At 38.6% G+C, this 26575-nt stretch carries 24 protein-coding genes; 6 read left to right on the top strand and 18 right to left on the bottom strand.

Annotation, left to right across the window (positions count from 1 at the left end):
• Positions 1–186: 186 nt before the first annotated feature.
• A complete protein-coding gene (locus AC2JBO_RS11910) occupies positions 187–726 on the top strand; it encodes an FKBP-type peptidyl-prolyl cis-trans isomerase (RefSeq protein ID WP_496953863.1) in 540 nt (179 codons plus the stop codon).
• A gap of 81 nt (positions 727–807) precedes the next feature.
• Here AC2JBO_RS11910 and dnaB read toward each other — a convergent pair whose 3' ends face one another.
• Positions 808–3561 carry a replicative DNA helicase gene (dnaB, locus tag AC2JBO_RS11915; protein ID WP_496953864.1) on the bottom strand — a complete coding sequence of 918 codons (2754 nt, stop codon included), beginning with the start codon at positions 3559–3561 and terminating at the stop codon, positions 808–810.
• A gap of 253 nt (positions 3562–3814) precedes the next feature.
• Between dnaB and AC2JBO_RS11920 the strand changes: the two genes are divergently transcribed.
• Positions 3815–4525 carry a CmcI family methyltransferase gene (locus AC2JBO_RS11920; RefSeq protein WP_496953865.1) on the top strand — a complete coding sequence of 237 codons (711 nt, stop codon included), beginning with the start codon at positions 3815–3817 and terminating at the stop codon, positions 4523–4525.
• 128 nt (positions 4526–4653) lie between these two features.
• On the opposite strand, the gene rplI is transcribed toward AC2JBO_RS11920, so the two are convergent.
• From rplI to AC2JBO_RS11950, 6 genes are all read right to left on the bottom strand, one after another.
• The gene (gene rplI / locus AC2JBO_RS11925; protein WP_496953866.1) at positions 4654–5112 is read right to left on the bottom strand and encodes a 50S ribosomal protein L9; all 459 of its coding nucleotides are present in this window, start codon (positions 5110–5112) and stop codon (positions 4654–4656) included.
• A 358-nt stretch (positions 5113–5470) separates the two neighbouring features.
• On the bottom strand, positions 5471–5728 hold the full coding sequence (locus tag AC2JBO_RS11930) for a hypothetical protein (protein ID WP_496953867.1): 258 nt from the start codon (positions 5726–5728) through the stop codon (positions 5471–5473).
• A gap of 1175 nt (positions 5729–6903) precedes the next feature.
• Entirely contained in the window at positions 6904–8628 is a 1725-nt protein-coding gene (locus tag AC2JBO_RS11935; protein WP_496953885.1) for a hypothetical protein, read from the bottom strand.
• Positions 8629–8707: 79 nt separating this feature from the next.
• A complete protein-coding gene (locus AC2JBO_RS11940; protein ID WP_496953868.1) occupies positions 8708–9991 on the bottom strand; it encodes an O-antigen ligase family protein in 1284 nt (427 codons plus the stop codon).
• Between the two features lie 2 nt (positions 9992–9993).
• Positions 9994–11679 (bottom strand): hypothetical protein, encoded by a 1686-nt coding sequence (locus AC2JBO_RS11945; protein ID WP_496953869.1) that lies wholly within the window; start codon positions 11677–11679, stop codon positions 9994–9996.
• Positions 11680–11814: 135 nt separating this feature from the next.
• The gene (locus tag AC2JBO_RS11950; RefSeq protein ID WP_496953870.1) at positions 11815–13002 is read right to left on the bottom strand and encodes a hypothetical protein; all 1188 of its coding nucleotides are present in this window, start codon (positions 13000–13002) and stop codon (positions 11815–11817) included.
• Between the two features lie 1504 nt (positions 13003–14506).
• On the opposite strand from AC2JBO_RS11950, the gene gatB reads away from it, so the two are divergent.
• A complete protein-coding gene (gene gatB, locus AC2JBO_RS11955; protein WP_496953871.1) occupies positions 14507–15982 on the top strand; it encodes an Asp-tRNA(Asn)/Glu-tRNA(Gln) amidotransferase subunit GatB in 1476 nt (491 codons plus the stop codon).
• Positions 15983–16831: 849 nt separating this feature from the next.
• Complete coding sequence (gene argJ, locus AC2JBO_RS11960; RefSeq protein WP_496953872.1) at positions 16832–18145, top strand: bifunctional ornithine acetyltransferase/N-acetylglutamate synthase; 1314 nt, start codon at positions 16832–16834, stop codon at positions 18143–18145.
• A gap of 31 nt (positions 18146–18176) precedes the next feature.
• Here the strand turns inward: argJ and AC2JBO_RS11965 are convergent, their stop codons facing one another.
• From AC2JBO_RS11965 to AC2JBO_RS11980, 4 genes are all read right to left on the bottom strand, one after another.
• Complete coding sequence (locus tag AC2JBO_RS11965; protein WP_496953886.1) at positions 18177–18989, bottom strand: CheR family methyltransferase; 813 nt, start codon at positions 18987–18989, stop codon at positions 18177–18179.
• A 30-nt stretch (positions 18990–19019) separates the two neighbouring features.
• Positions 19020–19613, bottom strand: a complete 594-nt coding sequence (gene cysC, locus AC2JBO_RS11970) for an adenylyl-sulfate kinase (protein ID WP_496953873.1) — start codon at positions 19611–19613, stop codon at positions 19020–19022.
• A 276-nt stretch (positions 19614–19889) separates the two neighbouring features.
• Positions 19890–20702, bottom strand: a complete 813-nt coding sequence (locus AC2JBO_RS11975) for a carbonic anhydrase (protein WP_496953874.1) — start codon at positions 20700–20702, stop codon at positions 19890–19892.
• A 213-nt stretch (positions 20703–20915) separates the two neighbouring features.
• Positions 20916–22001, bottom strand: coding sequence for an alpha-hydroxy acid oxidase (locus tag AC2JBO_RS11980; protein ID WP_496953875.1), 1086 nt, complete (start codon positions 21999–22001; stop codon positions 20916–20918).
• Positions 22002–22069: 68 nt separating this feature from the next.
• On the opposite strand from AC2JBO_RS11980, the gene AC2JBO_RS11985 reads away from it, so the two are divergent.
• The gene (locus AC2JBO_RS11985; protein WP_496953876.1) at positions 22070–22384 is read left to right on the top strand and encodes a hypothetical protein; all 315 of its coding nucleotides are present in this window, start codon (positions 22070–22072) and stop codon (positions 22382–22384) included.
• Positions 22385–22471: 87 nt separating this feature from the next.
• Here the strand turns inward: AC2JBO_RS11985 and AC2JBO_RS11990 are convergent, their stop codons facing one another.
• The 7 genes from AC2JBO_RS11990 to AC2JBO_RS12020 all read right to left on the bottom strand — a co-directional run bounded on the left by AC2JBO_RS11990 (position 22472) and on the right by AC2JBO_RS12020 (position 25113).
• Positions 22472–22618 (bottom strand): hypothetical protein, encoded by a 147-nt coding sequence (locus AC2JBO_RS11990; RefSeq protein ID WP_496953877.1) that lies wholly within the window; start codon positions 22616–22618, stop codon positions 22472–22474.
• 3 nt (positions 22619–22621) lie between these two features.
• Positions 22622–22996, bottom strand: coding sequence for an MFS transporter (locus tag AC2JBO_RS11995; protein ID WP_496953887.1), 375 nt, complete (start codon positions 22994–22996; stop codon positions 22622–22624).
• Positions 22997–23023: 27 nt separating this feature from the next.
• Positions 23024–23329, bottom strand: a complete 306-nt coding sequence (locus tag AC2JBO_RS12000; protein ID WP_496953878.1) for a hypothetical protein — start codon at positions 23327–23329, stop codon at positions 23024–23026.
• A gap of 341 nt (positions 23330–23670) precedes the next feature.
• Positions 23671–24006 carry a XisI protein gene (locus AC2JBO_RS12005; protein WP_496953879.1) on the bottom strand — a complete coding sequence of 112 codons (336 nt, stop codon included), beginning with the start codon at positions 24004–24006 and terminating at the stop codon, positions 23671–23673.
• Positions 23994–24410, bottom strand: a complete 417-nt coding sequence (locus AC2JBO_RS12010; protein WP_496953880.1) for an element excision factor XisH family protein — start codon at positions 24408–24410, stop codon at positions 23994–23996. The genes AC2JBO_RS12005 and AC2JBO_RS12010 overlap by 13 nt, the downstream gene beginning before the upstream one ends.
• A gap of 102 nt (positions 24411–24512) precedes the next feature.
• The gene (locus tag AC2JBO_RS12015) at positions 24513–24887 is read right to left on the bottom strand and encodes a DUF5615 family PIN-like protein (RefSeq protein WP_496953881.1); all 375 of its coding nucleotides are present in this window, start codon (positions 24885–24887) and stop codon (positions 24513–24515) included.
• Positions 24871–25113 carry a DUF433 domain-containing protein gene (locus AC2JBO_RS12020; protein WP_496953882.1) on the bottom strand — a complete coding sequence of 81 codons (243 nt, stop codon included), beginning with the start codon at positions 25111–25113 and terminating at the stop codon, positions 24871–24873. The genes AC2JBO_RS12015 and AC2JBO_RS12020 overlap by 17 nt, the downstream gene beginning before the upstream one ends.
• A 146-nt stretch (positions 25114–25259) precedes the next feature.
• On the opposite strand from AC2JBO_RS12020, the gene AC2JBO_RS12025 reads away from it, so the two are divergent.
• A partial coding sequence (locus AC2JBO_RS12025) for a helix-hairpin-helix domain-containing protein (protein WP_496953883.1) occupies positions 25260–26575 on the top strand: 1316 nt, incomplete at its 3' end.

The raw sequence follows: 26575 nt of genomic DNA on the forward strand, positions 1-26575 counted from the left end.
GAGTGCGCTTGTAATAGCTGTTGGAAGCTAGTTGTACCCCCTTCACTTTATATAGAGGAGGGGGAAGTTTTTTCTATCAATAAAGCCTCTTTCTGATTTAAACTTAATTTGTCATACTCATAACTCAGCACTCAGCACTCAGCACTCAACACTCAACACTCACTACTTCAAAAGGAGGTTTTTAAGTTGAAAGCCATTTTTCTTAGTGTGGGTATCATGATGGTTTGCGTCGTCGTTCTGGTACTAGCGCAAATCGGTGGTGATAACACAAAAGTTAATGCTGCTCAAATCAGTCAGGAACCAACACCAGTTGTCACACAAACTATACCAAGCATAGAAAGCAACACTTTAATAGCGAGCAAAGACATGTACGCATCAGACGAAAATACTATCACTACCCCCTCTGGGCTAAAATACGTAGAAATTCAAGAGGGTACTGGTGAAACTCCTCAAACTGGAAAAGTAGTAACAGTACACTATACTGGTACTTTAGAAGATGGTACTAAGTTTGATAGCTCGCGCGACCGCAACCAACCCTTCAAATTCAACATTGGTCGCGGACAAGTTATCAAAGGTTGGGACGAAGGACTTAGCACTATGAAAGTTGGTGGGCGCCGTAAGTTAATCATTCCAGCCGAACTAGGTTATGGAGCGCGCGGTGCTGGTGGCGTAATTCCACCTAATTCAACCCTAATTTTTGACGTAGAATTATTAGGAGTAAGTTAAAAGGTAGGGTGCGTGACGCTACCACAATTCTGAACGAAGCGAAATTCTAGTGGCGTCACGCACCTGATAAATTGAAAGTAGCTAATAACTACCCCGTGCTAAATTTTTGAACTGAGTAAACTGTGGGTCAAACAAAAGCTTTATAGTTCCAGTTGGACCATGACGATGTTTAGCAACAATAACTTCAGCTAAACCTCGTTCAGGCGTATCTGGTGAGTAATACTCATCACGATATAGCATCATTACTAAATCTGCATCTTGTTCAATCGAGTTGTGAGCAATTATACCGTTAACAACAAAATTATGTAGCCCAGGAACTGTTAAATCATAAACATCAGTCTCTCCACCTGGTTCGATAGAAATAATTTCATCCCAGTAAACATCACTTACAGACAAACGAGCTAGGTCATCGGATTGTACAACAGTAGCTAATCTTGCTGCTCTATCGCGGCTTATATTCTGCTTGTATAGCATTGTACCACAGTAGGCATTACCTAATTGAGCCTGCATTTTGCGTGTAGTAATTCCTTGAGGTAAAGCAATACGTGAAGAAGGTTCTAACTCATCAAGTCTACACCAACCTTCAATTGTCAAAAACTTATGATTTCCTGTTGCTCGAATTATACGTCCTAAACGAGTAGTTAACTTCAATACAGTTTTAACTCCTGTACAAAAAGCGTTGCTAACAATAGCTTTTTCTAACTTTAATGTATTCTCGTTTAATGCCCAAATAGTAAAACCAGATTTACCAACTAATTCTCTAATTGGCGCCTGCATACCAGTATCGGCTAACGTCACCAAGCTGTCACCTGTTAAGCAGCCTGACTCACGTAAATCTGCTAACATTGGTCGCTTATTTGTACGTGATTCTACGCCTCTGCTCAACTGCGAAAGCGCAATAACAGGTACATGTAATTCCCTTGCTAATCCTTTAATGTTACGAGTAATTTTCGATAATTCTTGAACGCGGTTATCACCAGCACCCTCCATTAATTGTAAATAATCTATCAAGATTAATCCTAAATCGGTGCCGGCTTCTGCTTGTAGGCGCCGCGCTTGGCTTCGCATTTCAGTTACAGTAATACCAGGTGTATCATCTATGTAGATGGGCATATCCTGTAACACGCTAATTCCGCGCGTTAAATCTTCCCATTGATTTTGACTAATACGTCCACTTCGTAAATAATTACTTTCAATTCTTGATTCACTCGATAACATCCGTAATGCCAATTGTTCTTTTGACATTTCTAAACTAAATATCGCCACTGGCATTCGCATCGAACCAGCAATATAATGAGCTATATTAATCGCGAAACTGGTGTTGTGTACACATATATCATTAGCGACAAAGTTGTGAGTATCTGGAATAGTCAAGTCATAAACTTGTTTTTCTCCCATTCGTTCGATTGAAACGATTTCATCCCAATATATATCATTATTAGCTAACTTTTTAAGTGATAAGTTTTTTAAACCTAGCTCTACATTAGAGATTGTTTTCTCTTTGCCATAAATACCTATTTCTGAAACGAAAGTTTTGATAGAGCAGGCATCAGTAATGTCTAATTGCCAAGCTTCTCGACGAGTTTCTTTATATTGAAACCATTTTCTTTTCAAAGCTGCGATAATTCCAAATCTCAGAAGGAGATGTTGAATTTGCCTAGCAATTTTTTCACTAACAGTACAATATCCTAATTCTGCTTGACCTGATTTTAATAATGATGTCCATCCATCAGTTGCAAATAAACAGTTTAGGAACAGAGCAATTTGCGAGCGTGTCAATTTAAATACAATTGGTGGGATAGTTTCGGCGCCATCATTTATAAAATCTGCTAGCGATTTAACTTCATTATCGGTGATTGTTTCTGTACCAAATACATCGTACTTTCTGGGCACTGCGACTTTATCACCTGCTTTCAACTCAGAAAGCGGGCGCCATCCATTAATGGTTAAATATGGATGAGTAATAGTTGTTTCTACGTACCTTCCTAGACGAGTAGTTACACCGAATACTAGCTTATGGCCATCGTCTACATACGCTGATGGCTGAGTTATTTTAAATTTCCAATCGTTTCCTAAAGTGACTAAATCAGCTTGTTGACGATGATATATTTCTTCTATGGACGTAACGGAACCATCTGCTAACAAAACTTCTGTGTCGTAAGCTACACATTTCCCCATTGCAGGCCTACCAGCAACAATAACTAGGTCTGAACGCTGAAAACCTCCGTTTATCATGGCATCTAGGTCATAGTAACCAGAGGAAATACCAGGTAACGCTATACCTTGGTTTCGATTTTCAATGTCTTTAAAATTACTGATTAAAGAATCACTAATGTGAACTAAACCCGAATTTGAACGTTCTTCCGCTATATTAAAGACTTTTTGCTCTGCTTGGTCTATAACTTTATTTATATCTGTCTCCGTCTCGAATCCTAGCTGGACGATTTCATTTCCGGCTTTGATTAATCGGCGCCGTTGGTATTTGTCTATAATTAGCTGTGCCAAGGCATCTATATTTACAGCTGATACTGTGGACTCAATTAATGATGCAAGCTTGTTTCTACCACCAACGCGCGTAAGTAAGTCACGGTCAGAAAGCCAACTTGTAACACTAAGTAAGTCAGTTGGCTTACCTTGTCGATGTAAATTTAAAGTGGCTTCGTAGATTTCTCTGTGTGCTTTGATATAAAATGCTTCTGGTTTCAGACGGTCACTGACTCTACTTATTGCTTCTGGGTCTAATAAGATACCACCTAAAACAGCTTCCTCAGCTTCAATAATTTGCGGTGGCAAACGGTCTACACTAGAATTCTGAAAGTTTAATTCTTCTGACATAAAGGCTTTTTACTGATTAAATGTCCCTGGAAGCATTTACCCCCGACATCTATAATAGTATTTATGTATTTATTTGGCTACTGTGTACATTTTAAGAATGATGTCGTACCACAGTTACTTTTTGTTACAGTATATTAGTTCATGACAATAGTTTATCAAAAATTAATTTTCTGATTAATAGAATTTGGAACAATTGATAGCAAATAATCTTCTTACGCAAAATAAATCTAGATTACAGCTTTTTTGATGAACTATGACTGACTCTACATCTGCTAATAATCTTTATGATCAAATACCTGTCAACGATACAGTTGCAGGTTACATGGAAGTAATCAATGAATTTTCCAAAGCTTATTATCACGCACCAGTATTTAATAATCAACCTGTATGGACAAGTACGTATTGGCAGGGGATACCAGTATTAAAATGTCCTTTGGACTTGTGGCTTTATCAAGAAATTATTTTTAATCAAAAGCCTGATTTTATTGTTGAGTGTGGTGTAGCGTTTGGGGGAACAACAGCTTATTTAGCTGATATGTGTAAGCTAATAGGTTTTGGAGAAGTGATAGGTATTGATATTGAAGTTAAGTCGCAAACTCGCAGGAACTTACAAAAGTATCAAAATATACGCTTAATTGAAGGAAGTTCTGCTGATTTAGAGATAGCTAAACAAGTATTTGATACAGTTGGAGATAAAAACACTTTAGTAATTTTGGACTCAGACCATACTAAAGACCATGTTTTACAAGAACTAATGTTATACAGTAAATTAATTCCATCTGGTGGCTATTTAATAGTTGAAGATACAAATATAAATGGTCATCCTGTATGTCCTGATTATGGTTTAGGACCAATGGAGGCTGTAGAGGTATTTTTATCAACACATCCAGAATTTTATATTGATAAAAACTGTCACAAGTTCTTAACAACTTTTAATCCAAATGGCTATTTGAAAAAAGTATAAATTTTATTCATTGTCATGCTGAACGCAGTGAAGCATCTCGTATATCTTAAAAAGAATCTAGATTCTTCGCTACCCTAGGGGAGATGCTTCGCATAACGCTCAGAATGACAATGCTACCTTTAGGTTGTTTAGCTAGCAACAACTTGGACTGAGATGCGCGCGCTAACTTCTGCGAACAGTTTTACTTCTGCTTCATAAGTACCAAGCTTGCTGATGTCTGGAATAGTAATGTTGCGCTTGTCAACTTCGATATTTGCTGCTGTTTTGATTACATCAGCTACGTCTTGGGTAGTTACTGTACCAAAGATAGCTTCGTTTTCACCAGCTTGAACTGCTACGCTGTAAGCCGTAACTTTTTCTATCGCCGCTTTTTGGTCGAGCGCTTGTTGCTTGAGTTCAGCTTGACGCTGACGCTCAAGTTCACGGCGCCGTTCAACTTGTTTGAGAATGCCTGGAGTTGCAGGAGAAGCTAGTTTTTTAGGAACTAGGTAATTACGCGCGTAACCGGGAGCAACTTCGACTAAATCGCCCAGCTTACCCAATTTACTGACATCTTGATTTAATACTAACTGTATACGTTTTGCCATTGTTCTTCGTTTTCTCTTCCGTGTAAAATCTCATTTGTTAGGAGCAGCTGGTTAGTCGGCTTTTTCAAGCGTTAGCTACATATAGCCCGAAACTTACAGATTTTAGCGCTGATTGCAGTACAAGCGCAACCTATAAGCATAAATTATTATTGACTAGTTGCCAACGGTACTAAACTCACTAGCTTGCTCAAGATAACGCACTCAAAGCATGTTGACGGAAGAATCCCCTTGAAGAGTCTCCATAAAAAAATTTTAACGTAGGGTGCGTGACACCACTAAGATTCTGAAACGAAGCGCAGTGATTTGTGGTGTCACGCACCGACCTGTGGTTGTGACAGTATCGTAAGTCTGACATAAATTACAATCGCACGAATTGTAAAGCACCAACGTAAGGTAAAGGTTCTTTTTGAGGAGTAGGCAGCATTTTCCAACCTGCTTGTAATAATCTTTGACAAGTTGCCCAACCTTTAGAACCACCAGGTACAGGATAATCAGGAACTGCATATTGACGATAGAGAGTATAAGGTTGCCAAGGCTGACTCTCATCAAGACGAAGATGTAAAATCAAATTGTCATCGCTTCCAAAGCTCGCAAGCCAACACATTTGTCCAGACATACATTAATCCTTGAATTGAAAAGTAAATTCGCAAAAAGACTGAGAAAGCAAATAACTTGCTTCTCTTTACAGTTCTTAAGAGCTTTCTTGTAAATCTCAATAACTTAGCTAACTTTTAGCTGAATTATGCTCTTTTATACCTGCTTGTGTCTTATGTTGTATTCAATAACAAGCATGTAATTACTCTATCAATAGTTAAATATTTAAATTTTGCTTATATCTCTTGAGACTATTTAACCTTGTTGTACCGACTATTTTAAATCTAAATCCCTTAATGTTAATAGGTTTTTTGAGTTAGATATTTTTACTGTTACATTTAAGTAGCTAAATTCAATACAATTTTTTCTAACAATTAGATACATTTAACAGAAAATATAGATAAACGCTTAAAAAGCAGTTTTAAATATATTTTTGCCTCTACCATAAGGTAGAAATATGAGAGTTGAAATTAGCAATTTATATAGAAACCCAGGAATCCTGAATTTTAGTGTATTCCATAAGCTATATCTTGTACAGTTTCTTAGATAGAAGTTAATCAAGCCTCAAATCTTTACAATTAAATAATATCTATAGGACTTACGAAATTGGCACATATAAAGCGTAGGGTGTGTGACGCTACAAAAAAACTTCAACGGAGTTATAAGACTTGTAGCGTCACGCACCAAACAATAATTGTGACAGTAGCGTAAGTCCTAATCTAATTAAATTTATGGCTTATATCTCAACGTATTCAGCATCAGCTTTCATTGAATTTGCTCAGATGATATGAGAGCAAAAAGCCTATTTCTAAGTAAATATCTAATTATCAGTAACATTTATAACCATCATACAAGCCTAAGAGAGGCGATTATTTGAGGCATAGAGATAGCGTAAATCATAAAATAACTAAAAGTCCTGTACTAAATAAAAATGCCTGAATCGATTGATGAGTCTGGATTACAAGCCCAGTAAGCCTTAATTAAATCGAGGGGTCAATGCAGGAGCGAACGGGCAGTTATTATAGATTGTAAATACAAAGCAATAAATACGATACGTATTTATAATAAATTTACTGTACTTTTAAGCGGATTTCTGAGTTGGTTTCTTTGCGATGGAAGGACTTTACACAGCGCAACTAGTACGAGACGATTAAAGCAACGGACGCTTTGGATGCTCCCGTTTACTCGCTCTTACATTTAAGGTTGAGTTTGGAACTGGTATCCACCAGCTTCAATCAACAATTTACCTTCCTTCCATCCCTGATAAATTGGGGTTTTGGTTGCCGTTGCATTTTGGTAAACTCTATAGTGGTGGCGCCAGTCGTGGAATTGTCCGTTTCTCCACACGAGGGGTAAGTTTTTATCTTGATATTGGAGTTTGACTTTTCCTCCAACTCCCTGGTACTCGACTATTCCATCACTAATGTTGTTTAAATTTAAGTGTGAAAGAGACACCACAGACTGTTTAAACTGCTCCCAACTCTTGTGGGTTTCCTGTTCCCCAACTTCGAGGGCAAATCCTGAAATTGTCGAACTTGTGCCAGTTGCAGTTAAAATTTGGTTGTTTGGGTAGCGGTCTTTAATTTTTTCGGTTGCAGCAGTATTAATACCCGAAACTTTTAAATTAATTGGTGTTAGTGCCAGCCAGGTTTTTTCATACTGAATAAATGTTATGCCATTGCTGGTTTCTAATTTTACCGACTTGGGAAAGAAAAATTGAAACGGTGCTCTTGGTTTACCATTTAACCAGATTAGCAGATTGTGGTACTGGGCAACATTGTCTCCACCGATGGAACTAGTTGATATTTGGGTTGGGTCTGTTCCCGTCGCAGCAATGAAATAATCTACACCGCGCTGCTTATTAAAAGCCATCATTTTAAAGCCATTCCAATCTCCACCCGAACCTTGTGCTAATGTACCTAACTGAAAAGTATGACCAAAGTATAAAGTTTCATGGAACTGGGGTTTGCTGTCTCCTCCTGGTTTCCAATTTTCATAAGTTGGTTTGGAATTGAGTAATTCTAATGGTTTGGGGAATTGTTTGCGTGCCAATGCGACAACCGCAGCAGGTGGACGGTAGCTACTGGTAATTAAGTGTACGCTATCCGGGGAAGGATTAGAATCTCCAATGGGCGAATCGCCAAAATATAAACCTAATTCATGTGTAGCAAGCGAACACCAAGTACAGTTTCCTTGACTATAATCGCGTTTGGATGGTCCACCAAATGCACCACGCCAATATTTAACGGCGCCGGAGGTAAAATACCAATCGAGTGCAGCTTTTGCTATTGATTTTACTTCTGAATCTTTAGCAAAATCATATAAATTTACATATGTAGTAACGGCATGTCCGAGGTAATTTTCTGAATCCCATTCACCTTGCCCAATTTGGTAGAGGGTGCGGACATTTTGAATAATGCGTTTTTTATATAGCTTGCGGGTTTCCTCGTTGCCGCTTTCTTCTGCAAATAAATATACCGCAACTTCTCGCATTGCTTTGAGGTTATCGGTATTGCGACAATCAACCCAGGTATTACAATTATCGATTGAATTTGCCCAAAACTTTCGCGGTTGGGGGAAATATTTATCTAACGGGTCAAATTCTGTGAAGATTTTCATCGCGCGCTTCATGCGCTCTTTGTATGCTGGGTCAAGATATTTACCAAAGTAAAAGTATTTGCGGACTTGTTGTTTTAGGGTAAAGCTTGAGTAAAAGTCTATACCTAATGTATGGCTGTGGCTTTGGGCATCGGCATCTTCAGATTGTAAAAATGATATCGCTTTTTCTCTATTAAGAGCAAGAAAGTCAATCATTGCCTTGGGGTAAGATTTCTTCTCGCTTTCAAACGATGTCGTGCCGTAATTGCTACCAGCAAGTTTTGTGATTACTTCCTTTGAACGCTGCTGAAACTCGGTTTCCATCGCACTATTCCATTGCGAATCAGAATCAGATTGTGTACTGCCGAGTAGCAAACACAACCCACTGATAATAGTAGCGTTTCTAAGAAGTGACTTTTTCACGGATACTAGACATACCAAAAAAACTAAGTGCCCACCAAGCGATGTGCGAAAACTGGGCACATTCAAACCAAGTAAAGGTATAAGCGAAGTAGGCAATTGCTACTGCCTCGATACCCCGATAAGGTGAGTTGATTATTTGTACCAAACATAATCCTAACAGTGCGAGGTATGGTATTAGTCCTAGTAAACCTACTGATAATATTGTATCCAGTATTAGATTATGTGCCTTAACCGTGGGTAGCTGTGCTGTTAAAATTCGCCCGTCCTTGTGCTTGTAGTCAAAAGTAAAGTCACCTAAGCGAACAATTTTTGCTAGCTTTTTACGATATTGTACTTCCGGGTAAGCGGCGCCAAACCCGTTCATACCCCAACCAAGTAGAGGGCGTTTTTGAATACCACGGTTCGCTACTTCCCATAAATGTACCCGGTCGGACGTAATTTGTTTAATCAGGGGTAAATTATCAATTTGTCGGGTGGTAGTGCTAATACCAATTACTAATAAACACGCGAGGGCAGCAGGGATTATAAACTTATAATGCTTACGTCCAATTTTGTAAGCGATTGCTACCATTAAAGCTAATAATCCTGCCCTGGTTTGAGTCAGCAGCAGTGCTGGGATAATCAGAATGCCTGCAATTGCAGCCAAGCGTGTATTTATCCATTTCCACTGCCAACCTACCAGTGTAATAATTGCAACTGCTGCAAGTACAAATGATGCATGACCGCGATGCGAATACAACCCAATTGGTTGGTGTCCCTGGAAAATGGTACTAGCGAGAATGTTTTTTTGAATTAATTGCCCACTGGTGGCAGTGTAGTCGAGGCGCCAGTTTATCACTTGCGGGAAGATGCTTAGGGCAAGGATGGCGCCACCAATAACTAAACCAGTAAGTTGAGCGCGCGCTAGTTCTGGATAAACCCTCAGCAGTAAGGCATTGCTAAGGGTGAAAATTGCAATTAGTAACCAATAAAGTAAGCCATCTCCCATCTGTTCTTGACCAAGTAGCGAACGTATTGGGTAAAGGCTAATAAGAGTTGAGATTAGACCAATTCCTAAGAATATTTCCCACAGCAGTTTACTAACTTTCCAACTTTGGGGAAGCTTGATGTTTTTGCGTTCTTCCCACAAGTTGAGTGAGTTAAGTATGCAGATAAGGAGAATGGCGAATACTTTTGGTTGCGTCCAGATTTCGCCTCGCATTGTACCAAATGGGTTGATGAGAATAATGCTGAGGGAGAATAGGACAGTGTAGATGTGGTTCACGGTTATTTGTTTTTACGGATTTTGAGCGCTTTCACTATACTCCATGCGCCGAGTGCTAGTAGTCCTAATGTAGATGTTGATTCAGGTACAGACTGAGCAGGAGAACTTTCCTTAGAAAATGGGCGCATTTTGAAGCTACCTACACGGTCGTTAAATGCTAGCTGAATTGGGAAAGCAGTTTCTTCCGTCGAACCAAATAAAGAATCGATGCCAGTGATTTTGAAATTGGAAACACCAGAACCAAATAAAGAAACAAAGTCTACGTTTTGTCCGGAACCAAATTCACCAAGTATGTTACCCCCAACTGAGACAGTAAATCGATTATCTAAACCAATAGGAAAGTCAAGTATTTCACTGAATAAGGTATTATCAAGTGCTTGGAATTCAAATCCATAAGGTGTGTGTGGGTCGTACCAGCGACATCCTGGAACGTTTCGGAATACTTGCCAGTTGCCTTCTCTTTCATTGGGAAGGATTGGATTTTGTTGAGTTCCACCTGGGCGTTCTCTACCTACACCACCGCCTCCACTATCACCAGCAGAAAATGGTAAATCTCCGTCGTTGAATACCATTACATTAAGCTCATAACTGCCTCTGTCCTCTCCACGACGACCACCATTAGCAGAACGAACATTTAAGTCAATAATTCCATTACTTGGAACGATACCTGTTAACGCAGAAGCAAAACCATCTCCTAAAGGACTGTTGTCATTATCATAATACCAAGCTCCATTTTCATCATACCTTTCTAAAAATGTATTTGGGTTACATTGATTACCAGGTATATCGTTGTTGATGTAGGCATAGTATTTTGCGCCTGGAGAAAGGTCTTTTAGCAGAAATTTATCTCTTTCATAGCCAGAAGATAAACTATCTGAAAATTTATTGAATACGTTTGATGGTTTATATTCCCAACCCCACCGAACTCCATCATAAATGTTAACTGTCTTTTGGTTACTTATAGGTTTTGTAACTTCCTCAACCAGATAAGTTTCAGCATAGAAATATAGGTTTCTATTTGGAGGAGGAGTATAATATGGAACATCTATGAAGTAGTTTGGGCCTGCATTTGCATTTGTATCGTAGTAAGGATTTTCTATCTGCCAAACAGGCTTATCGATTTCATCGCTTTCAAACCTACCATAATTGTCTATAACTCTTTGAATCCAATGCACGTTATTTCCTCTAGGATCATTTCCCAGTGGTATATATTCAATGTTGAAATAAGCCCCTACTCCTCCAGCCCTATCTAGACGCCCTCCACAAAACTCTCCAAATACAGGAGTACAAGGGGTATAATCTGTTATATTGAAGATGCCTTCTAAGCCACCTACGCGTACAAAATCCCATTCAGGTTTGCGCCATCTAGACCTGAGTAGGCTTACCAATTTATCTGTACCTCCCGGTTTAATCTCTACAACTTTTCCAAACTCAAGAACAGACCTCGGGTCGTAGGAAGGCCATGCTTGTAAATGCACTAAACCTGATGTTTTTGTTATAGGATCTTCAAAAACTTTGATTGCGGGTCTTCCACTTGGATTATAAATTTGGACAGCAATACTTGATTGATTTTGTAGTGTAACAATAAGAGTCGTCGCAAAGAAAATGAAAGAGTGTAAACGTGATAACATAGTTGTAAATTTTGTTAGTTTTAAATTGTTATTAAATCCTGCTTTTCTGTCTGTCAATGGCAATTTTTATCTCCTAACAGTTCAAATTTGGACCCGCGCGGAACTGTATCCGCGATTGGGAATCGGGGCGGACTAAAGTTCGGGAATGATTTTACGTCATTTGAGGCTTGTTACCGAAGCATTTACCCTGGATTATTGAGCGCTTATGCGAAACTCTATTTTGGGCGTAAACACCATTCCTATCCAAAGACTTTCTATTAAGGTCGTACTCATGTTTTCTCTGTCATAAATTTCTTGCGTTAAATATTTGTTGTTGTAGATAAACTGAATTTTATAGTTACCTGCTTGGAGAATTTCAAAATTCCAAAAGCCCCCATCTCCAGCACTAATTCTAAGGATAAACTGTTCACGCTTTATCCAAAAAATTGAAGCGTCTAGGAAGAAGGTTATACATTCTCCAGGCATGGCAAGTTTAAAATCAGATGCTAATGGTCTTCCCTCAAATCTGCGATAGCACCACCCCTTTAATAGCTGTCCCGAAGCTTGTATAAGCTGAGGAACTAAAGTACTGAAAAAGCTGAAATTGACAGGGATAAGCGTATTATTTATAATGCGAATCCCTAATTGTAAACAAGTTTCAACACCACGTTTTTTCTTTGGTAAAATAAAAACACGATCCGGCAGTAAAGTTTCAAATCGGATACCTTCTACTTCTACTGCATTGTTGTCATTTCCCACAGGTTCTACTAGACGGAGATTTACGAATTGAGTTGTTTTTATTTCTGCCCTCGTTTGTGGTTCTGAGCCAGATTCACTGTTGCTGAAATTACCCCATACAAAGCGAAACTGATACACTCCTTGTCGAACTTTATCAAAAGACCAACATTTATTAATTCCAAAAACTACTTGTGAGTAGCTAGAATTATTGAGGATTTGAAGCTGAAGCTTGTTATCAAACCAAAGTAGTTTTATTGTGAAAGTGATTTTCTTAAATCGTGTAGGCTCAATTAAGCTCGCATCAACTTTACTTGTTTCGTTCTGCTTGGGAAAACGAGTTAAGTTTGATATCAAACGCCTCAATTTAAATCCCCAACTTTCTATAGGAGTGGTATTTAATTGAACGTCAGCGTCACCTGGAGTTAATAGTGCTTGCAGTGCTTCACCATCTGATGCCAAAATCTCTAGAATTAATGTTTCATCTGGGCTAAGGCGAAAAGAGTTTGGTGTATTGTTTATAAAGTAAACATTAATTTCTACAGAGGTATTGGAATCTGAGCGATTATCCGGAATGGGTAATACTATAAGATTTGGTTCCCAAATTACTAGATGAAAACCATCTACCTCAAATACATCGCTATTATTCGATTCACTTGATGTCATGTTAGTTACCCTCTCTATTTCCAGGTTTTTATACGCTATTAAACTTCTTGACGCACAGCTTAATACTATTATCCTGAAAAAGAGTGATAATTGTTGTTCAAGGAGAGCACAGATTACTCAAAATATTTTGGCAGCCCGGAAACCTTAAATTTCCCCTCGGCTTCAACAATATTTTCTCAAATGTTGGGCAGTCACTCTCTCTAACTGTTTCATAGAAATACTTTAGCGTAGCTATCGAAAATTCTTTATACATACTTGGTAGATGCTCCTCTCAAATGTAAGTTAACCCCTTTATATTTCAAGGACTCCAGGTGTGTACAACAGCTTGAATGCCAGGAAATATCTTTCTTGAGACAAATGTAAGCGCTATTTTAAGTTTTGTGTACCCAAGGATTCACTGAATTATTAGAAGCACAAATATGAAGCCAATTCTAATAAAGTAGGCGAGAAAAGGGGAAATGTAAAAACAATTTAAAGTTAAATATTGCTGTCAAGAGCATCCCTTGTGTACAGAACTGAAAAACCGAAGAAGTGTAATGCAATATTTTTTTCGACTTAAGTATCGTGGCGATTACTGATTTGACCCATTCATAGGTGTTTGTGTGGCAACATGGCACAAAAAGTGGTCGCAGCGCACGTCCAAGTGATTAATTTGAAGCAAGATTATCAACACTTGAAGGGCATACAGTAATCGACGTTTCAACACCCAACGTATCGCAATTGGTGGCACCACGTCACGTCAAAGAGGAAACGCAACCAGTTGAAGCACAATTGAATATGGATAATCTTGAATCAATTTTAGTCGAAGCGCGCAAAAGGAGGTGTTGTCGAAGTGGAAGATAGCCAAGCGAGCAGAAACCTTCGTAGCGTATTTCTCTTGTACTGCTACGGTGTACACACAAATCTTTGAAAATGGCTTCGGTATGCTTATCAGCAATAACTTTAACGTCTTTAAGTCCTCCTTATTAAGGGGGATTTTTTCATAAATCTAATCATCTATTCTAGATTGTCACTCTGCTGTATCAAATGAAAATATCACGTCGCCTAGGTAAAGGATAGTCAGAGGTTACTTGCTCGTACACAAATAAGGAAAAAGGTTTTTAGCTGTTCTGCTGTATCAAATGGAAATATCAAGTCGCGTAGGTAAAACACTTTCGGGTTTCAACATCTGTCATATTCGCATTAACCCTACCGTTTTCCAAAAATTTGACACGTGATGAAATGCGGCTTTTGTTATAATAAAGTCCACATACTCATCTTTCGGTTCATAGCTAAGAAATCTAGCATGATGAAACTCTGTATTTGTGGCGCCAGCTTTTTCAGCTAAAATTGCTCCCAGTAACTGTTTGATTTCATCGTAATACTATGCAAGAAATTCAACCATAATATACAAGGTTGGGTTACGCAAAGCCTTCACCCAACCTACGAGTGTACCCCTTTCCCGTTTTCCCCTTACCCTTCTAAAATAAAAAGCTGATAAGTAAAAGCGAGATACTGTAATACTATGACTACTGCTACTCCTGTTAAAACAGAGTACGAAGCGATTATTGGGCTGGAAACCCACTGTCAGCTAAGTACTAACACTAAAATTTTCTCCGATAGTTCAACTGCTTTCGGCGCCGACCCCAACACTAACATCGACCCGGTTTGTATGGGTTTACCTGGAGTGTTGCCAGTACTCAACCAAAAAGTTTTAGAATATGCCGTTAAAGCTGGTTTAGCGCTAAATTGCCAAATTGCAAAATATAGTAAGTTTGACCGAAAACAGTACTTTTATCCTGATTTACCTAAAAATTACCAAATATCGCAGTACGATTTACCTATTGCTGAACATGGTTCGTTAGAAATCGAGTTAATCGATAAAGATGGTAATCCAACCCGTAAGAAGATTGGTGTTACTCGTCTCCACATGGAAGAAGATGCTGGTAAGCTTGTTCACGCAGGTAGCGAAAGATTATCTGGTTCGACTTACTCACTCGTAGACTACAACCGCGCGGGTGTTCCGTTAGTGGAAATAGTATCTGAACCTGACTTACGCTCTGGACAAGAAGCAGCAGAGTACGCGCAAGAACTACGTCGAATTATGCGCTATCTCGGTGTTAGTGACGGTAACATGCAAGAAGGTTCGCTACGCTGTGACGTTAATATATCTGTTCGTCCAGTTGGACAAAAAGAATTCGGCACTAAAGTCGAAATCAAAAACATGAACTCGTTCAGCGCGATACAAAAAGCTATTGAGTATGAAATTGAACGACAAATAGCTGCTGTTGAAGCTGGTGAACCTATTATTCAAGAAACGCGGTTGTGGGAAGAAGGTTCACAACGCACTATTAGTATGCGGAAAAAAGAAGGTTCCAGTGATTACCGCTACTTTCCCGAACCCGACTTAGGACCTATCGAAGTAAGTACCGAGCAATTAAATGCTTGGAAAAGTGAGTTACCCGAACTCCCTGCTCATAAACGTCATCGTTATGAGACTGAGTTGGGACTTTCTCCATACGATGCGCGCGTTCTTACCGAAGAACGTACTGTTTCTGAATATTTTGAAACCGTTATTGCATGTGGTGCCAGTTCAAAAGTAGCAGCGAATTGGATTACACAAGATATTGCAGCTTACCTCAACAAGCAAAAATTTGCAATTACCGACATTGGCTTAACTCCCCAAAACCTTGCGGATGTTATTACCCGAATTGAAAGTGGTAAAATCAGCAATGCCATCGCAAAAGAAAAGCTAACCGATTTACTTAACGGCGTATCCCCAGAAAAAGCTTTCGCAGGCAAAGAACTTATTAGCGACCCTGCTACCCTCGAATCTATCATCGATGAAGTTATCGCCGCTAATCCCAAAGAATACGAAAAGTACAAAGGTGGTAACATCAATCTCAAAGGTTTCTTCGTTGGGCAAGTTCTCAAGAAAACTAACAAACTCGCTGAACCCCGTCTTACCAACGAATTGGTCGAGAAAAAGCTCAATGCGTAGTGACGCACCAATCAATCTTTACAAAAATTTACAAAAAAAACTGGAATAGGGGGTAGCGCTCCTCATCCCCATAATGGTATTCTACGCTATGTAGATGCACCCTGATGAATCCGGAGAGTTATGTTATGTAGCTCTCCTATTTTTTTGCTTATTTTTTTACTCACAAATATTTTTAGCTATTTTACCGTAAGCCCCGCACCATCAATAATTTTTAATTATATAGGCGCCTATTTGAGATAAGCTTGGTACGGGGCATCACCACCTACGTAATATCACTGTTTATTTTACCTACATAGAATTTCCTTCACAATTTATTCAGAAAAAATACGGTGAGGGGTATTGCACCTCATCCTAAAAATGTTATACTACGTTAAGTAGATGCACCCTGATGATCCGGAGAGTTACGTAAGTAGCTCTCTTTTTATTTCTATTTTTTATAGTACAAAAAGACTATGCTAATTTCCGAAATGCAACTTCATAAATCTATTGCATTATCTTCACAAAAAACAATAATAAGGGGTAATGCACCTCATCCCTGTTGTGATATATTATGTTAAATAGATGCACCCTGATGATTCGGAGAGAAGCCCAAGTGGCTCTCTCTTTTTTTTTGGTTTTTGTTGTATAGTAGATAACAGTTTACAAAAATATTGTGAAATAAATGAGGGGTAATGCACGGCATCCCAAAAATAGTGTATTATGTTCTGAGATGCACCCTGATGATCTGGAGAGCTGCTGAAGTAGCTCTCTCTTTTTTTATTTATTAAACAAGGTAATTAAAAAATACCGTTAAGTAGTGACACTATAATTGATATAATCGCCAGTCAAATGATAATTGCAGGGAAAATCATGGCAGACTGGCATGAGATTAGTGGTGGAGTCACGGCGCCTAGAGGATATCGAGCAGCGGGGATCAAGGCTGGGCTAAAGCCTTCGGGTTTGCCTGATTTGGCGTTGATATTTTCGGATGTAGAGGCAATTGCAGCAGGTGTATTTACGACGAGTCACGTCAAAGCGGCGTGTGTAGATTATTGTCGAGAGCGGTTGCTTCACAAACAAATAACCCGTGCAATTCTTTGTAATGCGGGACAAGCGAATGCAGCAACAGGTGAACAGGGAAAGCGCGATGCGCTTGAAAGTGCAGAAATTCTAGCGAAAGAGCTAAATATTTCCCCAGACTCAATCTTGTTGGCATCGACCGGTGTAATTGGGCAGCAGATCAAAATGGATGCAATGCGAAGCGGAATTCCCAAGCTTGTCGCAGCGCTTTCGGATACTGGCTCGGATGCGGCAGCAGGAGCAATTATTACTACCGATTTAGTACCAAAATCAATCGCTTTGGAAACAACTATTGGTGATAGAACGGTAAGAGTTGGGGGAATTGCCAAGGGTTCAGGGATGATTCATCCTAATATGGCAACACTGCTGGCATTTGTTACTTGTGATGCTGCTGTTTCGCCACATTTATGGCAACAGATGCTTTCGCGCGCTGCTGATAAAAGTTTCAACGCCATAACTGTTGATGGTGATACTAGTACCAATGATAGTTTAATTGCCCTTGCCAATGGTGAATCGCGAACTCCTGCGATTACAGAAATGGGCGCCGAAGCAGAAAAATTAGAGGCGATGTTAACAGCAGTATGTCAACATTTAGCTAAAGCGATTGCTCGTGATGGTGAGGGTGCAACTTGCTTGATTGAAGTGCAGGTTGTAGGGGCGCCAGATGATTCGAGCGCGCGTACTGTAGCAAAAACAATTGCTGGTTCATCACTTGTCAAATCTGCAATATTTGGACGTGACCCCAATTGGGGGAGAATAGGAGCAGCAGCAGGACGCGCGGGAGTTGTATTTGAACAGGAGAATTTGCGAATTGAGCTTGGTGATTTTTTACTGATGGAAAATGGACAACCATTACCATTTGACCGCGCGGGTGCAAGTAATTATTTAAAACATATTGCTGCTAATTCAAGTGTGGCTAGTGATTTTACTGCAACCAACATGAGCAACGACCTTACAGTTGACCGCAGCACTGTACCACCGCAACGAGTTGATAATCCAGTGATAATTAAAGTTAGCATTGGTAACGGTCACGGTTCAGGTAAAGCTTGGGGTTGTGACCTAAGTTACGACTACGTGAAAATTAATGCCGAATATACAACCTAAGAGTAGGGTGGGGCTATGCCTCACTTACACTTCAATCATTGCGACGGTATATTTTCTCCAGTTTATCTATAACTTTATAACTATTTTCATAGGGAGTAAATCGAATTGATTCTTGCTTGCCTAAAGCTAATATTCCAAATTTAGTTAAACTTTCATAAAATAATTTATGCACGTGCGCTTGTAATGTTTTATTAAAATAGATTAAAACATTTCGACAAATAATCAAGTTAAATTCGTTGAAAGAATTATCACTAGCTAGGTTATGTAATGAAAAAATCATATTTTCGCGAAGCGAAGCGTTAAAAATTGCGTTATCATACTTTGCTAAATAATACTCAGAAAAAGAATTTATACCTCCTGCTTGTAAATAATTTTGCGTGTACTTTTGCATAAACTTAAGAGGAAAAATACCAGTTCGAGCTTGACGTAATACTCTTTCATTGATATCAGTTGCATAAAGACGACAGCGATGATACAAGCCTTCTTCTTGAAGTAAAATAGCCATCGAGTAAACTTCCTCACCTGTAGAGCATCCAGCGTGCCAAATTCTGATAAATGGATAAGTCCGCAAGATAGGAACTACTTGATGACGTAAAGCAAGATAAAAGCTAGGGTCGCGAAACATTGAGGTAATATTAACAGAGACGTTAAGCAAAAAACGTTCCATACACTTCTGGTCGTGTAAGACTTTATCTTGAAGTGCAGAAATAGTTTTTAGTCCCTCAATGTGTACAATATGCCAAATTCTGCGTTTGATAGAAACACGAGAATAATTACGAAAGTCAAAACCGTAATAACGATAAATTCCTTCTAGTAACAAATCGATTTCTATATCTTCTAACATCATCTTCTAATATCGTTGATGAAAGATGAATTATAAAACATCAGATTTATGATGATTATTACAACCATTTTGACTATAAATTAAAGGACAGTAGTATCCAGACTCTTCCATTTTCCTCAACACTTTACCTGCGCTTTCGGCTATTGTCTCTAGGTGTGTATTACAAGTCACTTCGGGAAAAAGAGGCGCCTCGTAAGGGTCATCTATACCAGTAAAATTATGTATTTCCCCAGCGCGCGCTTTTTTATATAAACCTTTGACATCACGCTGTTCGCATACTTCTAGAGGTGCATTTACATAGACTTCTAAAAAGTCAGCTATATCTAAACGCATTTGATTACGAATTTGACGGTAAGGTGAAATTACAGATACTAGTACAATTACATCATTACGTACCAATAAGTTAGCTACATAACCAATACGACGAATATTTTCATCACGGTCTTCTTTACAAAAACCGAGTCCTTTGGTTAAACATTGTCTCAGCACGTCACCGTCAAGGACTTCTACTTTATATCCTTGAGAACGTAATTCATTTTCAACAACACGACTAATGGTTGTTTTACCAGCACCACTTAAACCGGTAAACCATACAGTTAAACCTTTCTGCTCAAGTCTCATCATAACTCCATTCCACCACACAAAATAACGCTTGTCGGCGCCAAGCGATTTAAAAACTAAATCTTAAATTTGTTTTTAGAATCAGTTGACTATCAAATTATTAACATATATTAAGCTTATACATTATCGATCCTTCTCCAGATGCGGTTTCAAAAATAAATACCTCTATCGAGAGATAGATTTATGAATAATGTTAATATATCTGCTTTGTGACTTAATTCGATAGATAGAAGTGGTAACTGAGTATGTATGGTGGGCAGTTAATTGTGAAAGATTTGATTAGTTTGTTGTAGAACCTCGATAAATTCTATCCATTTGTGCTTTTGAAAGTCGTGTCATGGGGAATCCTTGGTATTTGTCAAAAGTAACTTCTTCAGGTTGTTCAATTACGGGTTGTCCATCTGAGAATTTTTTTGTAACATTACCATTTGAATCCAGAGTTAGTGAAACTTCCTCATCTAAAGTTGGAACTTGACTTTGAGGTAAAACGTAAGAGTGAGTTTTAGGGTCATATGCTAAAACTTCTCCTGTCTCAATTTGATAAATCCATGCGTAAATATTGAGTTGATTTTGGTAAAGCTTCGAGCGAACCACCGGATAAGTTCTCAAGTTTTCAATTTGAGTCAAGACATTTTCAGCGGTAATAATGTCGAGCAATTCTTCTCCCTTGTAATGCCCGTAGTGTTCTTTCGCTAAAAGCCGAGTCGCTTCTGTATATTTCAACCAATCATGCACAAGTGGCATTTCTTCATCTAGAGTATGTAGCTTTGTCAACCCTTTCATGGCGCCACAGTGTGAGTGACCGCAAACAATAATTTGTCTAATACCTAAAGCTTGTATAGCATATTCAATCGTGGCGCCTTCACCACCATTCGTTGCTCCATAAGGTGGAACGATGTTACCAGCATTGCGAATCACAAACAATTCGCCCAATTCAGCTTGTGTAATTAAGTTTGGGTCTACACGTGAATCGGAACAGGTAATAAATAATACCCTAGGTTTTTGACCAAGAGAAAGCTGTTCAAAAAGTTGTTGATGGCTACTAACATATGTAGATTTAAACTCGCGCAGCCCTTTAATTAATTTCTTCATTATGATTCAATGTGTGGCAGTTATTAATTATACGATAGCAAGCCGTGTAACCTATATAAAAATCGTGCGTTGGTAGAGACGTTACATGTAACGTCTCTACTATATAAATTTTCTCGCAAACGGTTGATATGGGAATGCGGCGTTATGAATTTGTGAGTAACATTAAAGTAGTAACTAAGTATAATTTAAATTTTTGTAAAGAAATTTTAATAATTAATAAGAATTCTTACAAACTAGACTTGAGTCAATATCCTCTACACATGTACATCCACTAAGTGCCATCGCTAAATCAAACTCCGCGCGTAGCAGTTCAATAACATGTGCAACACCCACTTCACCATTTAAAGCAAGTCCCCATAATATCGGTCTGCCAATTAATACAGCATTGGCGCCATAAGCGATAGCTTTGAGTATATCAACACCTCGACGAATACCACCGTCAACAAGAACTGCAGCTTGATTATTAACTGCTGCAACAACATTGGGTAATGCTTCAATTGATGCAATTGCACTATCTAACTGGCGCCCGCCATGATTTGATACTATTATTGCTTTGGCGCCAGATTTTATTGCATTCACTGCATCATCCGCGCGTAAGATACCTTTTACGACCAAAGGTAGTGGAGACAAAGATTGTAACCATTCTAAATCTTGCCAAGTAACTGCTGGGTTGAGTTGTTGAGCAAAATAAGCGAATAAACCAGATTCTCCTTGTTCATGGGGAATATCGAGACCAGACATATTTGTTAAATTAGCCAAGTGTAATCCAGTTGGTAAAGCAAATTCATTACGTTTATCACGTTCACGCTGTCCTAATATTGGTGCGTCAACAGTTAAACATAACGCTTTGTAACCTGCGGCAAACGCGCGTTCCACCAAAGCGCGAGTTAAACCTTTATCTTTGTGAACGTAAAGTTGGAACCAGCGTAGACTATTATTACTTGCTGCTACTTCTTCAATGCTCTTGGTAGACATAGTACTGAGTATCACCGCAGTGCCTGTCGATGCAGCAGCTTTTGCGGTGGCAACTTCACCATCAGGATGAGCAAGGCATTGAAAAGCCATCGGAGCAATAAATATAGGTAGCTGTAGAGATTCTCCTAAAATATTTACCTTCAAATCGCGCTTACTTACATCTACTAGCATTCGAGGTAATAATTTGATGCGTTCAAATGCTGCACGATTATCACGTAATGTTACCTCATCCCAGGCGCCGCTACTGTAATAATCAAACGCCATTTGAGATAAATGACTTTTCGCGTGGTGTTCGTATTCAAATAAATTAATTGGTAGCGTCATGTAACTAATACGTTTATATTGATAAAATAAATAAGAAGCGATTAAGTCTTATTACTATAGAATTTTATATGCTGAAACAATTACTAATTCTTATATCACTAACCTCTCCCCTGTGGATAATTACAGCATCAACAGCGCAAGTTCAACCAACTGAAGCAGAAATTCGCGAAGCTTGTCAAACAGGACAAGTTGAAAAATTACCATCACCTTACTCAGATGTCTCTAAAAACCATTGGGCATACTCAGCAGTAGCCTCATTGTACTACTGCAAATCTAGAGGTATTTTTGGAACGGTGCCAACAAATAAACTACAAACAGAACAAAAATCTGGACAACCAAACCCAGCAACACCTTATAAAGTGCCAGCAAATCCAAACAACTAATTAATAACTCCCAATATTAAATCACCCCTCTTGTGGAATGGGCATCCTGCCCGTCCAAAATCCCAGCAACACGGACAGGCAAGATGCCTATCCTACGTTGGTCATGCGTATTTTGGTGATTAAATATACGCTAATTAAGCTGACTATTGTAGTGACAACAAAGACGAAGGTGTAACTTATTGCTTTTGCTAATATTCCACTGATAACTGTGGCGCCGATTCCGCCTAAAAACATGATTCAAACTTGGATAGTATAATCAGTTGCGGTGCCACTTTTTGTGCATTTATCCATCATAGCACTTAATAATGCTGTATATGCCATACTTTGAATGATCTTTACTAAAATACAAACAGTATATAGTATAGGTAAGCTATTAACAGCGTTTGCGGGGATTATATATAAAAGTGTAGAAATAGCTGATATGAATCCGAATAAGATTAGCGATTTTTTACGTCCTATACGCATTATCATTATTCCAGCAGTTAAGGCGCCGACTATACGCACGCTGTAACTAACAATGCCTAAAATCCAGCCTATTTCTGATAGAGTTAAGCCTCTATCTACTAATAATGGACGAATTAATACGCTGGCATTATATTTAGTTAGTAAAATAGCAGGTGCAGAAAAAGCACAATCTGTTCAAATAATTTTAGAATATGACCCACAACCAAATTGTGCGCTTGCGACATCTCCAACTGTGTCACTGTTTGGGCTAAGGGAAAATAGTCTAGGATTTACGTATATAACATGATTTGTAGCAGGTTGCGTTGCATTTTTTACTTCGGGGGTGGCGCCTGCTTGTGTCTTGCGATAGACTTTGTACTGCTGAAGTTGGTTTACAACAGTTGTCGATTGTGAAGGGGTTTGAGCGTGAGCGTTACTTACCCAAAACGTTAAAGATAGAAAACTAATACAGTTAAAAAGTGCTAAACTTACTTTGCTCATAGGGATAATCAATAAATATTTAAGGTTTAACTGAAAATACGAATACGTCTGCTCAGACTTTAGAAGTATTAGCAAAAGACAAATGCCAGGAAGTTCGACTTAGTTTAACACAATATAATTACTACAATTGTTCAACAAATATTTTAGAGAAACTAGCTCAGGATAAAGATGATGAAGTACGTACTGTTGCTATGCAGAAACTTAACCTTCTAAAAAATTCATTTTGATTTGTCATTCTAAATTCTGCGGCACTACTAGCAATCATGTAAATATATATTCATTATCCTAAATATTCTTGTGGGATGAGGCTTCGGAAAGGCGCCTACATCCCATTTATAAACTCAACCTAAAGCATATTCAGTAAACTTGCGCTTATAAGGAGCATGGAAACCTATAACAATATCTTGCTTTGGCACACCCAAAACTTCTAAATCACTAACAATCCCTATTTCTGTACCATCATGTTGAACCCAAATTTTACCGTCTTTAATATCTAAGTGCAGCACACAACCATATATTCGTCGTTGATTTCGCCAACCAACATGAACTAATTGATAATGATCGTGTTCCCTATCAAATACCGTTTGAGCTTCTACGTCTTCATTTAAACTTTTGTGGTTACTATATTCAGTTAGTAATCTTTGAATATATTCTCGATACTGTTCTACTTTATCCATTTGACAATTACCTCCGTTACTGAGTTAAAAGCAATTAATTTAATGTTATTTTCTTGAATAATTTTCTGAGTAAAAGGTAGTTGAAAGAATGAGTCATAAACATCTAATGGAATGGCTAAATATAAAGTTCTATCTGGTTGTTCATCCGATAAAATAGAGCGGTAATTAATAAATTGACCAACTGCTACATGAAATTCAGTAATATTAGAATAGCCTAAAAAACTTTTAACTTCTACGGCGATTTTTTCACTACCCCGTTCTGCTGCAATAATTTTTTCTGCTCCAATATCAATATAAATTTCTACACCTCCTGAGCGGATATAAAATTGCTCATCAGTAACTGACCATGCATCGTTTAATAATGCATTTTTTACAGCATCATGGAAAATATCTTTAGCAGGCATTAGAAAACAGTTGATAATAGTTTATTATGTTGTATTGATTTACAATGTACCTCCATATAATAGCACATCACATAATTTGACTAAGTAAACTCCACTATATCGCTAGATGTTGGAGATTAGTGGTAGACGACGAACACGAATACGATTTGGCTCAACCGTAACAGCTGCACCTTGATTTAAATCTTCTTCGCATTCGCTGATAACGGTTATAATTAAATTAGCCATCTCTTGACTGCGTAACCTTTCAATACGGATGCGAATAACTGACGGAGATACTGCATTATCCAATGCCAGCAGCGTATGAAAATCTGCATCTAGCGTCACGATAATATGTTCTTCTTCTCGTGCCCTTTGAATAATCTCTGAGTCTTCGGCTGACGACATTCCAATTTCGCTTACATGCAGTGTGTCGATATTAACTTCTCGCAGCAGTTGTGCCGCAGAGCGTGGTATCCCTTGGTCAAGCAACAGTTTCATGGTTCTTTGGAAGGTCAATGATCCTGTCGTCGAGATACGCAGAAGCGTAAATTAGTGATTGGCGAATATCTTCATCTTCTAACTCAGGAAACTCTTGATGCAGTTCTTCGCGGTTAGGGTATGTCGCTAGTAATTCAATGACACGACGTACAGTTAACCGCAAATCTCGAATACACGGTTGCCCATTCATCTTAGCTGGATTAATAGTAATACGATCTAGTTTCATGAGTGCCTTTTCCACGCAACATTCTTAATTATCGTAGCGCTAGACATGCTTTCTTATTGAGACGTTGTGAAAATTATTATTAGGGTGAGGTTTTAACACGCCTTGAAAAGTTCGGTATAATGTTGGCGCCCATTCCCAATCATATAATGTCTAATGAATATCCAAACCAAGCAGTAAACGCTACTCCCAAGTATGAGTCAATAACGGGAGTAGTAGAACGTCTTACCTACCATTCCGAAGAGTCAGGTTACACAGTCGCGCGTTTACAGCGTCCAGGTGTATCTGATTTAACTACTATTACTGGTAGTTTTGCTGCCATTCAACCTGGACAAACGCTGCAATTAACAGGGTTTTGGCGTGAACATCCGCAGTATGGTTTACAGTTTCAGGTAGTTAATTATAAAGAAACGAAACCTGCTACACTGACGGGAATGGAGAAGTATTTGGGTAGTGGGTTAATAAAAGGTGTTGGACCAGTTACAGCCAAACGTATAGTAAATCATTTTGGGTTGGAGACTTTAAATATTATCGAAAATGAAATCGAGCGTTTACAAGAAGTTAATGGTATTGCCAAAAAACGTATTACCATGATTCAGAAAGCTTGGGAAACGCAAAAAGCTATAAAAGAGGTAATGGTATTTTTGCAAACTCATGGTGTTTCTACGACATACGCTGTTAAGATATACAAACAATATGGCGATTTATCGATACATCAAGTTAACGAAAATCCTTACCAGTTAGCAACCGATATATATGGTATTGGGTTTTTGACTGCTGACCAAATTGCTCGTAATTTAGGTGTGAGTTCTGACTCAGAGTTTAGATATCGTGCGGGTCTTATTCATGTATTGAGCGAAGCAGCAGAAGAAGGACACTGTTATTTACCGCAACCAGAACTCATACAGCAAGTAACCCAACGACTAAAAACTGATGACCATCAACCACATGAGGAAAGTGTAACTGAAATTATCAGTAAAATGTCGCGCGAGAATGAATTAGTACGAGAAATCAGTGATGATACAAATTTATGCTACAAGCCAACTTTCTTTTATACTGAACAAAATCTGGCTATTAGCATACAAGAACGTTTAATTCCCCCTATTAATATAGATATTCCGCGCGTTCGTAATTGGATAGAACGTTTTTGCAATAGTCGCAAAGTTACTTTATCACCTCAACAGCAGCAAGCTGTAGAAATAGCTGCTTACTCAAATTTGATGGTAATAACAGGTGGACCAGGTGTAGGAAAAACTTTTACCACCCATACAATTGTAAGCTTGTGGAAGGCAATGGGTAAATCTATTGCTCTTGCGGCGCCTACCGGACGTGCAGCACAGCGACTTGGTGAAATGACGGGTTTGGAAGCAAAAACTCTACACCGACTTTTAGAATTTGACCCAAAGACGCGCGGGTTTAAGCGCAATAAGAATAATCCATTACCGCATTCTGCAATTATTGTAGA

Source organism: Calothrix sp. CBUCES-K 9914 (genome assembly GCF_059640475.1).